Annotated in this window: 14 protein-coding genes; 7 read left to right on the forward strand and 7 right to left on the reverse strand. The window is 60.7% G+C overall.

The features are described from left to right. Positions 1 to 82: 82 nt before the first annotated feature. Both BFP90_RS26550 and folE read right to left on the reverse strand, forming a co-directional pair. Positions 83 to 454, reverse strand: coding sequence for a glutathione S-transferase N-terminal domain-containing protein (locus tag BFP90_RS26550; RefSeq protein WP_065894011.1), 372 nt, complete (start codon positions 452 to 454; stop codon positions 83 to 85). 102 nt (positions 455 to 556) lie between these two features. Continuing rightward, positions 557 to 1,102, reverse strand: a complete 546-nt coding sequence (gene folE, locus BFP90_RS26555) for a GTP cyclohydrolase I FolE (protein WP_065887958.1) — start codon at positions 1,100 to 1,102, stop codon at positions 557 to 559. Positions 1,103 to 1,285: 183 nt separating this feature from the next. Here folE and BFP90_RS26560 point away from each other — a divergent pair, with 183 nt between their 5' ends. Both BFP90_RS26560 and BFP90_RS26565 read left to right on the forward strand, forming a co-directional pair. Then, on the forward strand, positions 1,286 to 2,017 hold the full coding sequence (locus BFP90_RS26560; protein ID WP_065894012.1) for a zeta toxin family protein: 732 nt from the start codon (positions 1,286 to 1,288) through the stop codon (positions 2,015 to 2,017). After that, positions 2,014 to 2,202, forward strand: a complete 189-nt coding sequence (locus BFP90_RS26565) for a hypothetical protein (RefSeq protein WP_065887959.1) — start codon at positions 2,014 to 2,016, stop codon at positions 2,200 to 2,202. Before BFP90_RS26560 ends, BFP90_RS26565 begins: the two co-directional genes overlap by 4 nt. Positions 2,203 to 2,255: 53 nt before the next feature. Here the strand turns inward: BFP90_RS26565 and BFP90_RS26570 are convergent, their stop codons facing one another. The 3 genes from BFP90_RS26570 to BFP90_RS26580 all read right to left on the reverse strand — a co-directional run bounded on the left by BFP90_RS26570 (position 2,256) and on the right by BFP90_RS26580 (position 3,942). Further along, complete coding sequence (locus BFP90_RS26570) at positions 2,256 to 2,813, reverse strand: Smr/MutS family protein (RefSeq protein WP_057721413.1); 558 nt, start codon at positions 2,811 to 2,813, stop codon at positions 2,256 to 2,258. Between the two features lie 75 nt (positions 2,814 to 2,888). Continuing rightward, positions 2,889 to 3,209: a hypothetical protein gene (locus BFP90_RS26575; protein ID WP_065887960.1), complete on the reverse strand. Its 321-nt coding sequence runs from the start codon at positions 3,207 to 3,209 to the stop codon at positions 2,889 to 2,891. A 142-nt stretch (positions 3,210 to 3,351) separates the two neighbouring features. Beyond that, positions 3,352 to 3,942 carry a cysteine hydrolase family protein gene (locus tag BFP90_RS26580; RefSeq protein ID WP_065894014.1) on the reverse strand — a complete coding sequence of 197 codons (591 nt, stop codon included), beginning with the start codon at positions 3,940 to 3,942 and terminating at the stop codon, positions 3,352 to 3,354. 238 nt (positions 3,943 to 4,180) lie between these two features. On the opposite strand from BFP90_RS26580, the gene prmB reads away from it, so the two are divergent. After that, entirely contained in the window at positions 4,181 to 5,089 is a 909-nt protein-coding gene (gene prmB / locus BFP90_RS26585; protein WP_065898428.1) for a 50S ribosomal protein L3 N(5)-glutamine methyltransferase, read from the forward strand. Between the two features lie 726 nt (positions 5,090 to 5,815). On the opposite strand, the gene BFP90_RS26590 is transcribed toward prmB, so the two are convergent. Together BFP90_RS26590 and BFP90_RS26595 are read right to left on the reverse strand one after the other, a co-directional pair. Then, the gene (locus BFP90_RS26590) at positions 5,816 to 6,619 is read right to left on the reverse strand and encodes a hypothetical protein (RefSeq protein ID WP_065898429.1); all 804 of its coding nucleotides are present in this window, start codon (positions 6,617 to 6,619) and stop codon (positions 5,816 to 5,818) included. A gap of 99 nt (positions 6,620 to 6,718) precedes the next feature. Beyond that, positions 6,719 to 7,681 (reverse strand): alpha/beta hydrolase, encoded by a 963-nt coding sequence (locus tag BFP90_RS26595; protein WP_065898430.1) that lies wholly within the window; start codon positions 7,679 to 7,681, stop codon positions 6,719 to 6,721. 143 nt (positions 7,682 to 7,824) lie between these two features. Between BFP90_RS26595 and aroC the strand changes: the two genes are divergently transcribed. The 4 genes from aroC to BFP90_RS26615 all read left to right on the forward strand — a co-directional run bounded on the left by aroC (position 7,825) and on the right by BFP90_RS26615 (position 11,089). Continuing rightward, entirely contained in the window at positions 7,825 to 8,916 is a 1,092-nt protein-coding gene (gene aroC, locus BFP90_RS26600; RefSeq protein WP_065887965.1) for a chorismate synthase, read from the forward strand. Positions 8,917 to 8,926: 10 nt separating this feature from the next. Then, positions 8,927 to 10,087, forward strand: coding sequence for an MFS transporter (locus tag BFP90_RS26605; protein WP_065898431.1), 1,161 nt, complete (start codon positions 8,927 to 8,929; stop codon positions 10,085 to 10,087). Beyond that, on the forward strand, positions 10,084 to 10,611 hold the full coding sequence (locus BFP90_RS26610; protein WP_065898432.1) for an acireductone dioxygenase: 528 nt from the start codon (positions 10,084 to 10,086) through the stop codon (positions 10,609 to 10,611). The genes BFP90_RS26605 and BFP90_RS26610 overlap by 4 nt, the downstream gene beginning before the upstream one ends. Positions 10,612 to 10,819: 208 nt before the next feature. Further along, positions 10,820 to 11,089 (forward strand): response regulator transcription factor, encoded by a 270-nt coding sequence (locus BFP90_RS26615; protein WP_065887968.1) that lies wholly within the window; start codon positions 10,820 to 10,822, stop codon positions 11,087 to 11,089. Positions 11,090 to 11,268: the final 179 nt, after the last annotated feature.

An 11,268-nucleotide genomic window follows, 5' to 3' on the forward strand; every position in this document is an offset into this window, starting at 1 on the left:
ATCCTGGTCGGCCCAGAGGCCGCCATCGGGGGCAAGTCGAATCGTCGCACCGCCCCTCCCACATTGGATCTGCGCAGGTCTGTCAGATCGCGGCGAAGCGCTTGTCCAGGTAATCAATGATCACCTTTGAGTCATACATCCAGGTAGTCTGGCCGTTGTCTTCGATGCGCAGACACGGCACCTTGATCTTGCCGCCTTGCTCCAGCAGAGTCTGGCGATCCTGCGCATTGTTTTTCGCGTCCTTGAGCGCCACCGGCACATTCAGGCGATGCAGGGTACGACGGGTCTTCACGCAGAACGGGCAGGCATGGAACTGATACAGGGTCAGGCCTTTGGCCGCTTCATTCACCTGCGCCTGTTGTTCGGCGGGCCGCTGCTTTTTGCGCGGACGGGTCAGGAAGTCGCCGGCGATGATGATCTGGCCGAGGCCTACTCGAAGTGCTTTGACGAACATGGCTGAAAGCCTCTTGCCCATGGAGAAGGGGTCGCAGCTTACCTGAATTTTACGGACGAAAAAAAACCGGCGATGAACGCCGGCTTTTTGCTGCACAGCCGTTTACTTGATCAGGCTGAGAAACTCGCTGCGGGTGGCCGCGTTTTCACGGAACTCACCGAGCATCACCGATGTAATCATCGACGAGTTCTGTTTTTCCACACCGCGCATCATCATGCACATGTGCTTGGCCTCGATCACCACCGCTACGCCGAGGGCGCCGGTCACTTCCAGCACCGCATCAGCGATCTGGCGGCTGAGGTTTTCCTGGATCTGCAGGCGACGCGCATACATATCGACGATCCGCGCGACCTTCGACAGGCCCAGCACTTTGCCGCTCGGGATGTACGCCACGTGGGCCTTGCCAATAAACGGCAGCAGGTGGTGTTCGCACAGCGAGTACAACTCGATGTCCTTGACCAGCACCATTTCGCTGTTGTCGGAGCTGAACAAGGCGCCATTGGTGACTTCTTCGAGCGTCTGTTCATAACCGCGGCAGAGGTACTGCATTGCCTTGGCGGCACGCTTTGGCGTGTCGAGCAGACCCTCGCGGGAGACGTCCTCGCCGAGTTGGCCGAGAATCGCGGTGTAGTTTTGTTCCAATGTCACAGGACTGTTTCCGTATGGGTTTCAGAGCGGTACGGTGTATGCCTGTACCAATATGAAGCGTTATTACCGCGCGGATATCGCAGTGTGCGCTGGTGATTGGCGCACATAGTAGCGTAGGTACGGCGACAGGTGTATTCCCGCACGAAGCCGATGTTAAAGTCGGCCTCCAGTGAGGAGTATGTGATGACGCCACGGGAACGAAGTATCGCAGAGCGTGCCGTTGGCTTCGCCAAGGCGAATCGCACACGAATTGCCAGGGATTTGGCCTGCTTGACTCGCTATCCCGGTGAAGAATATCCCGTCTCGGTTTTTATGGCGGGTTCTCCTGGCGCCGGTAAGACTGAGGTCTCGAAGTCCTTTGTCAATCTGATGGAGGCGCATGGGGCCAAAACGCTTCGTATCGACCCTGACGACTTCAGGGATTATTTTCCTGAGTATAACGGTGCGAATTCGAGCCTGTTTCAGCGCGGCGTAACCATTATGGTGGAGCGGGCCATCGACCTCGTTTATCAGCAGCGACAGTCATTTCTTCTGGATGGGACTCTCGCGAATCTCGACGTTGCGCGAAAAAACATCCAGCGTGCGCTCGGCAAGAAACACCGCTCAGTGCAAATCATGTATGTGTATCAAAAGCCGGAGCTGGCATGGGAATTTGTGCTTGCACGGGAAGCCGTTGAAGGCAGGAACATCCCTTGCGTGGAATTCGTTCGCCAGTTCTATGCATCCAAGGCGACGGTGTGCCAATTGAAGCGCGAGTTTCTGGAAAAAATCCAGGTCGATGTGATTCTCAAGAATACTGATGGGAACGACGCCGAGATTGGCATCGACCTTTCAACTGACGAAATTGACGAACTGGTCAGGCAGCCCTACCATCCTGAACAACTTGAGCAAATATTGACCGGAGTAGCCTCATGAAAGGCGAAATTACGGACGCAATAGAAAAATATCCTTCCACAACCATGTCCGACTTTTTCCGAAGCTGTTCGGTAGAGGAGAGGCGGGCGGTCTATCGAAGCGCAGCCAATACTGCAATCACGATGCAAAAAGCCGTCATCTCACTGGCAAGAGAGAAAAAAGCTAGAGAGTTCGCCGGCGAATAAAAGCCCCGTCCTCCTGATTGACAGCCCAGCCTGAGTGCTGGGCTTTTTATTGGTTACTCGTCGCGCCCCTCCATCATGGTGCGCTTGAGCATCACATACACCGCGCCGGCCCCGCCGTGGCGGGCCTGGCAGGAGGTAAAGCCGAGCACCTGGGTGTGCTGACGCAGCCAGGTATTGACGTGGCTCTTGATCATCGGCCGCTTGCCGTCCAGCCGCACGGCCTTGCCGTGGGTGACTCGCACGCAGCGGATTTCGAACTTGGTGGCTTCGGCGAGGAAGGCCCATAGGGTTTCCCGCGCTTTTTCCACGGTCATGCCGTGCAGGTCGAGGCTGCCCTCGAACGGGATCTGGCCGGCCTTGAGCTTGCGCATCTGGCTTTCCTGCACCCCATCGCGGGCCCACATCAATTCATCTTCGGGGCCGACGTCGATCACGAACTGATCCGACAAGCCATCCACGGTGGTGGCATCGGTGCGCACGGTGGCGGCCTGGCGCAGCTTGGCGATTTGCGCCCGGTCAGCCTTGGGTTTGCCGGTGTCGGCGCGGTCGTGCTTGATCGGCTTGACGCCGCGCAGCTCGTTCTTGAACAGGGAAAAGTCGTCGTCTTGCATGTCAGCCTCCGCGAAGGGCGGGCAGTTTACCTAAATCGCGGCGGCTGCGGCGCGTCGAATACTATCCAAGCGCCATTAGTCGTGCTTTTTCATCAGGTGCGAGGCGATATTCAACGACAACGGCTGGCGCATTTTCCGACGGCTGCGGCGCCAGAGCCATACCCCCAACCACAGCACCAACAGGCCGATCCCCAGCAGGATCGCTGAACCGCCAGGGCTGGCATTCAGCTCGCCGAGTGCCGGCGAATGCCCAAACAGACCGGCGCCACCAGCGCCAGCCAACAGCAGACCTACGATCGCCAGCAGCGCGGCAATGCCCGCCACCAGGCGCAGACGCCAATTGCTCGGGCCCTTGGGGCGCAAGCGACGAGCATCAAAACCATCGGATATCTTCATTCCGACCTTTCCTCCAGGGTATCGGCCCTTCGACCGGAAGATACACAGGTTGTTCCTGCGCCCGGGGCAAATGCGCGAAATGAGCAGGCCTTGCGGATGAGCGGGGCAATGAACATGGGCACACCGCTCATCACAGAGACGATCAGATCAGATCTTTGGTCAACGCCAGGGTCGCGAAGTTGTCGGCCATGATGGCCATTTCGGTTTGCTGCACATGTTCGGCACTGAGCACGCCACCTTTGCAGGGCAAGTCGCGTGTCGCGCAGGCATCTTCCACCAGGGTGCAGCGAAAGCCGAGGTTCTTGGCGGCACGTACCGTGGTGCTGACGCTTGAATGACTCATGAATCCGCAGACGATCAGGTCCAGCGAACCCAGGTCCTGCAGGTGTTTCTCCAGGCCGGTGCCGTGAAAGGCGCTGGGCAACAGCTTGCCGATAATGGTTTCGTCGCCTTCAGGCTCAAGGCCAGGGATGAATTCGCCGCGCTCGCCTTGCGGATCGAACAGGCCGCCGACGGTGCCCAGGTGGCGCACATGCACAATCGGGCGTCCGGCGTTGCGCGCAGCGGTCACCAATTGCTTGATGTTGCCGACCGCCGCGTCCATGCCCGAGAGGGCGAGTGGGCCGCTGAGGTATTCCTTCTGAGCGTCGATGATCACGAGGGTCGCATGGGCAAGGTTGGCAGCTGCGTAACCACGACCGCTGATTTGAAACATCGTCTTTGGAACGGACATTCTGGGGCTCCTGTCAGGGGGGCTTTTGCGCCATTGTCCACTGGCTGAGCGGTTCTGTGAATCGCTACCCGCGTAAGGTACGCCGTTGCTGGCGTGCAGCCATGTCAAGGGGGTGGCTTGTTTAAGTCATTAGGGGGGATTTGGATGAAATCCGACATGCGGCAGCGGTATTTCGTACATCGTCGGTACAGATGAACGCTGTTAGAATCGCCAGTCGTTTTTTCCAGGAGTCTGCCCCGTGATCACTTCCCGCCTGCGCACTTTGCGCGACCATATCCGTTGGGCTGTCAGCCGTTTCCATGGGGAAGACCTGTTTTTTGGCCACGGCACCGACAATGCCTGGGACGAAGCCCGGCAACTGGTGCTCGGCGCCCTGCATCTGCCATGGGAAATTGCCGACAGCTACCTGGACTGCAATTTGGAAGAAGAGGAAATTTCCCATGTGCAGCGTTTGCTGCATCGGCGCATCCATGACCGCGTGCCCACGGCCTACTTGCTCAAGGAGGCCTGGTTCTGCGGCATGTCGTTTATCGTTGATGAGCGCGTGCTGATTCCGCGCTCACCGATTGGCGAGTTGATCGAAAACCGCTTCGAACCCTGGCTGGCCCAGCCGCCGGCGCGCATTCTCGACTTGTGCACCGGCTCCGGTTGCATCGGCATCGCCTGTGCCTATGAGTTCCCCGAGGCCGAGGTGGTGCTGGGTGACTTGTCCTTCGAAGCCCTCGAAGTGGCCAACCAGAACATCGAGCGCCACGGCGTCGATGAGCGCGTCTATACCGTGCAGGGCGACGGCTTTGACGGGCTGCCGGGTCAGCGCTTCGATCTGATTGTGTCCAATCCGCCGTATGTGGACGCCGAAGACTTCGCCGATATGCCGGATGAATACCAGCACGAACCTGAGCTGGGCCTGGCTTGCGGTGACGACGGCTTGAACCTGGTACGGCGGATGCTGGCCCAAGCGGTGGACCACCTGGCCGAGAAGGGTTTGCTGATCGTTGAAGTGGGCAACAGCCAAGTGCATGTTGAAGCGCTGTACCCGGAAGTGGATTTCGCCTGGCTGGACTTCCAGCGGGGTGGACATGGGGTGTTCATGCTCACGGCTGAGCAGTGCCGCCAGCATCAGGCAATCTTCGCCGCCCGCGTTTAACTCGGTCAATGTGGGAGGGGGCTTGCTCCCGATGGCGGCCTCCGGGCCGACCGGGATTTTGTGTCGATCCTGGCCCAACTGTGGGAGGGGGCTTGCCCCCGATGGCGGCCTCAGAGCCGACCGGGATTTTGTGTCGATCCTGGCCCAACTGTGGGAGGGGGCTTGCTCCCGATGGCGGCCTCAGAGCCGACCAGGATTTTGTGTCGATCCTGGCTCAAATGTGGGAGGGGGCTTGCCCCCGATGGCGGCCTCTGGGCCGACCAGGATGTTGGATCAGATCGAGTACATATCCGTTTCTGCGGTAACGGCCACTTAGGGTTCCGCCCTGACGGCGGCTCACTTTTGAAAAGCGCAAAAGTAAGCAAAACGCTCTTGCCCCACCACTCGGCACCTCGCCTAGGCTCGGTGTGCCCGAACGCAGGCTTGAATCCGTGGGCCGCCGCCACGCGCCATCCATGGCGCGGGGCGGCTAACCCGGCGTCCTGCCGGGTTACCCACGGATTCAAGCCTGCGTTCGGCCAGCGTGGTTTGACGGGGCGCCTGAGATCAAGATCAAAAGCAGATCAAGATCAAGAGCGACTCGCTTCGCATCGTGGTTACGGTTGGGCGCTGCTGAGTTGTGTAGATACCTATGCCCCGGTGAGGCAGTGTCAGTAAATGCATTGCTAACTGATACATCGCTATCGGGGGCAAGCCCCCTCCCACATTTGATTGCATTCCAGTCTGTTAACGGTGCGTGGCAATCCAGATCAACAGCCCCGCCTGAAACACGGTAAATGCCACCAGGCAGGTGATGGTAAAGCGCAGCCCGCTGTCTTCGCGTTTGAACTTGAGCACCTTTTCCTCTTCCTTGCGCAGCTTCACTTCCTGCTCGGCCAGGTTCTGCTCGGCCTGTTGCAGCATCTGCGCAGCTTCGAGGATTTCCACGAATTGCACTTTCTCGGTGTTCCAGCTGTCCAGCACATCGCTGACTTTGCCCGGCTGTACGTTGCCCTTGAGGTGTTGCACGTCGGCATAGGCCACGTCAAAACCCTGGACGCGCAGGAAGTGGTCGCGGCGCAGGCGCGTGGCTTCGTTGAGCGCGTCCTTGTTGGCCAGGTCGACGCCATCGACGCGGTAGTGTGACCACTTCTTCTTGGCCCATGCGGCGGCCTGGGCCACCAGGAAGCGGCCGAGGCCACGGTTGGCCGGTTCGATTTCCAGGCTGTTGCCCGGGCCGAAGTGCACGCGATGTTTATCGTGGTCCACCCAGATATCCAGGGTGTTCTGCTCGCGCCGAACGCGCTGGCCGGGCAACTGGATGACCAGGCGCAACAGGCTGTGATGCGAATCATGGCGCTCGGCGTAACCGAACTGTACAAACCGCAAGGGCCGCGCGCCGGTCGCACGGTCGATGGCCAACGGGGCGAGGCGCAGCATCTTGAAATGTTCGGCGTGTACGTCCGCCCAAGGCAGCGCCGCCGCAGCGGCGGCCTCGGCTTCAGCCGGGATGTCAGCGGTGGGTTCGGGTGTTGCTTCGATGGTTGTCATGCGGCGCGATCCTGTCCAAGCCCTGCGAGCCGACAGTCTTTTTACTGTCGGCTCTGGGCTTATCGGCCGTTTTCTCCAGGACTGGAGGCCAATGGCCGCTTAACGCGGTGCAAGGCCGTCGATAAAGCGCGCTATCCGCTCGCCTAACTCGGCCGCAAGGGGCAATTTCGGATCGTTGTAGGACGCCAGTTGCTGCTTGACGTTGTTGGGCACGATGCGCATCACGTGGTTCATGCCTTCGATCACGGTCAACTGTGCGTCGGGCTTGGCCTTTTTCAATTGCCGGGCATCGTCCACGCCGACCTGTATGTCGTTGGTGCCCTGGATGATCAGGGCCGGCATGCTCAAGCGCGCAAAGGCTGCCGAGGGATCGGCGCGAAACAGGCTGATCAGATAGGGCTGCACGCTGGGTCGGAAAATACCTTCCAGTGGGCGCGGCACATCGTTATCCACCTGGCCGGCCTTGAGGTGGTCGAGAATGTCGTTGCTGCGCAGCAACAGCGCCGGTGGCAGGTGATCGGCCAGTTGCTGGCGAATCACCTGGTCGACCGGGCGGGCGCTGCCGGACAAGGAAATCACTCCGGCCGGATTCAACTGCGGCGCAGCGAGGGCGGCAACCAGCGCGCCTTCGCTGTGGCCCAGCACAATCAACGGGCCCATGCGCTTGTCAGCCTTGAGCAACGTGCCCCAGGCCACGGCGTCGGCCACGTAGGCGTCGAGGGTCAGGTTGCGTTCATCCGGGGTCGCGGCAAGGCTGGCGGCCACGCCGCGTTTGTCATAGCGCACGCTGGCGATATTGTGCCGGGCGAGCACCCAGGCCAGGCGCTTGAGGCTGTCGTTGCGCGCGCCGTCGGCGCTGTTGCCGTTGCGGTCGGTGGGACCTGAACCGGCGATGATCAGCACCACCGGCACGGGTTGGTCGGACTGCGGCAACAGCAGCGAGCCAAACAGCTCGCCGCTGCCGGTGTCCAGGCTGATGGGCCGTTGCAGCACGACGGGGGAGGCGGCCTGGGCCGCGACGGTAAACAGGGTGAGGGTGAACAGCAGAACTCGCAGCATCATCGCGCCATCATTGGAGAGGTGCCGGTTGGACCAATGTCTACCGGTAAGGTTTCGAGGATGAACTAGTCGGTTAGCCTGCGTATACTGGCCGCCTTAAGTTATTACGGTTGACTTGATTCAACTGATTTCACGGAGCGCTCCGCATGTCCGGCAACACCTTCGGCAAGCTGTTCACAGTCACCACCGCGGGCGAAAGCCATGGCCCGGCGTTGGTCGCCATTGTCGACGGCTGCCCGCCCGGCCTCGAGCTGTCTGTGCAAGACCTGCAGCGTGATCTGGACCGCCGCAAGCCCGGCACCAGCCGCCATACCACCCAGCGCCAGGAACCCGACGAAGTCGAGATTCTCTCCGGGGTGTTCGAAGGCCGCACCACCGGCTGCGCCATCGGCCTGCTGATCCGTAATACCGACCAGAAGTCCAAGGACTACTCGGCGATCAAGGACCTGTTTCGCCCGGCCCATGCCGACTACACCTACCATCACAAATACGGCGAGCGCGACTACCGTGGCGGCGGCCGCAGTTCGGCCCGTGAAACCGCGATGCGCGTGGCGGCCGGTGCCATTGCCAAGAAATACCTGGCGACCCAGGGCATCGTCATTCGTGGCTACATGAGCCAGCTCGGCCCGATTGAGATCCCGTTCAAGACCTGGGACAGCATCGAAGACAACGCCTTCTTCTGCCCCGACCCGGACAAGGTGCCGGAGCTGGAAGCCTACATGGACCAGCTGCGCCGCGACCAGGACTCGGTCGGTGCGAAGATCACCGTCGTGGCCGAGGGTGTGAAGCCGGGCCTGGGCGAGCCGATCTTCGACCGTCTCGACGCCGAACTGGCCCACGCGCTGATGAGCATCAACGCGGTCAAGGGCGTGGAAATCGGCGCCGGCTTCGCCTGCGTGGCCCAGCGCGGCACCGAGCATCGCGATGAGATGACCCCGCAGGGGTTTCTCAGCAACAACGCCGGCGGCATCCTCGGTGGCATCTCCTCGGGCCAGCCGATCGTTGCGCACCTGGCGCTAAAGGCCACATCGAGCATCACCACGCCGGGCCGCTCGATCGATGTGCACGGCAACCCGGTCGACGTGATTACCAAGGGCCGCCACGACCCGTGCGTCGGCATCCGCGCCACACCCATTGCCGAGGCGATGATGGCTATCGTGCTGATGGACCACCTGCTGCGCAATCGTGGTCAGAATGCCGATGTGCAGGTGAGTACGCCGGTGCTGGGCCAGCTGTGACGGGCTGACAGTGACAGCCCTCCCTTATTGGCGCCTCTCCAGTTTCTACCTGTTCTACTTCGCCCTGCTCGGGGCGACGGCGCCGTTCCTGGCGTTGTATTTCGATCACTTGGGCTTCTCCAGCGCGCGTATTGGCGAGCTGGTGGCCATCCCCATGCTGATGCGTTGCGTGGCGCCCAACCTCTGGGGCTGGCTGGGCGACTACACCGGCCGCCGCCTGGCCATCGTACGGTTCGGCGCGGTGTGCACGCTGTTGAGTTTCTCGTTGATTTTCGTCAGCAAGACCTACGCCTGGCTGGCCCTGGTCATGGCCCTGCATGCGTTTTTCTGGCACGCGGTGCTGCCGCAGTTCGAAGTGATCACCCTGGCTCATCTGCAGCGCCAGACGGCGCGCTACAGCCAGATCCGCCTGTGGGGCTCCATCGGCTTTATCCTTACCGTCGTGATCATGGGCCGCCTGTTCGACTGGCTGAGCGTGGACATTTACCCGGTGGTGGTCGTGGTGATCATGGCCGGTATCATCGGCGCCAGCCTGTGGGTGCCGAATGCGCAGCCCGCCAGCCACGGCCAACGCCTGGCCGGGGACGGCTTTGTGCGGCAGTTACGCAACCCCGGCGTGCTGGCGTTCTATGCCTGTGTGGCACTGATGCAAATGAGCCATGGCCCCTATTACACCTTTCTCACACTGCACCTTGAACACCTGGGCTACAGCCGTGGCGTGATCGGTTTGCTGTGGGCCCTCGGGGTGGTGGCGGAGGTCCTGATGTTCCTGGCCATGAGCCGCATCCTTTCGCGCTTTTCGGTGCGCCGGGTGCTGCTGGCCAGTTTCCTGCTGGCGGCGCTGCGCTGGCTGCTGCTCGGCGCATTTGCCGAATTTTTTTGGGTGCTGCTGCTGGCGCAAGTGCTGCATGCCGCCACGTTCGGCAGTTTCCATGCGGCGGCCATCGCCTTCGTGCAGCGCAGTTTTGGTGATCGCCAGCAAGGCCAGGGCCAGGCGCTTTACGCCGCGCTGTCCGGCACCGGCGGTGCGCTGGGCGCGCTGTATGCCGGTTACAGCTGGAACCTGCTGGGCCCCACGCTGACGTTCAGTATTGCCAGCATCGCGGCCCTGGCTGCCGCCGTTATCATTGGCCTTCGATTGCAAGAGCCGAACCAAGGAACCGTGCAATGAGCTATGTCGCCGTCTATGACCTCGCTACACCGGACACCCCGAACAAAGTGCTGACCCACTTCGACGACATTCAGTCGACCCTGGCCGAACACGGCGTGCGCTTTGCACGCTGGCAGCCCGGCACACTCGAAAAGGGCGCCGACGAGGCGCAACTGATTGCGGCGTATCAGCCGCAGATCGACGCGCTCGGCTACGCGCGTGCCGAGGTGCTCAGCGTGACCGGTGCTGACTCCAAAGAAGTGCTGCAGGCCGAACGCCTGGATGAGCACACCTGCGCTGAAGACCAGGCGCGATTCTTCATCGCTGGCCAGGGGCTGTGCTCGTTGCGCATTGGCAAGTATGTCTACGGCGTGCGGTGTGAGAAGAACGATCTGCTGATCGTGCCTGCCGAGATGCCCCATTGGTTCGACATGGGCGAGCATCCTTATTGTGTGATGCTGCATTTGTTCAACACCGTCGAGGGCGCGGTGCCGACGTTGACCGGCAGTGACATCGCCCGTGACGCTGGCAAATTGGACGACTAAGACAAATCTTTTAAATGTTCAACCCGGGCAAGTTGGAATTTGCTGTGGGAAGAAGCCTAATTCCATGTAGGGCTTGGCTGTTTAGCCTCGGCCTTGCTCTCTCATTGCTCAGGTTGTGTAACTCTCGCTTTGTTCAATGTTCATGGCGCCTGTCAATAGGAAGAATCCGAAGGGTGACAGCGCATCGGCATATAAAAAGGAGAGAGCAATGAGTCGCCCAGAGGAGATGTCTCACCCGTTGGAAATCGTGCCGACGGCCATCAGAAGACGCTTGAGTCTGCTCGGCAAACCCCTCACCCGGACGGAACTGGAGATTCTGCGATGGGCCTCCGAGGGCAAGACCATTTGGGAGATGAGCAGGATTCGCTGCACCTCGGAGGCCACGGTTAAATTCCATCTGCGCAATATCTACGGCAAGCTCGATGTGAATAACCGGGTGCAGGCGATGAATGAGGCGACGCGTCAGGGACTGTGCTGATGGCATAAAAAAGGGCCGCGAGCTCGCCGGCGTACAAGGATCGTTCCCACGCTCCGCGTGGGAATGCCGCCGAGGAGGCTCTGCGTCCTGCTTTCAACGCAACATCCGACAATTGCGCAATGGTGACGCGGAGCGTCACAGGATGCATTCCCACGCGGAGCGAGGGAACGATCATCTCA

The organism is Pseudomonas sp. 24 E 13, assembly GCF_900004715.1.
Lineage (GTDB): Bacteria > Pseudomonadota > Gammaproteobacteria > Pseudomonadales > Pseudomonadaceae > Aquipseudomonas > Aquipseudomonas orientalis_A.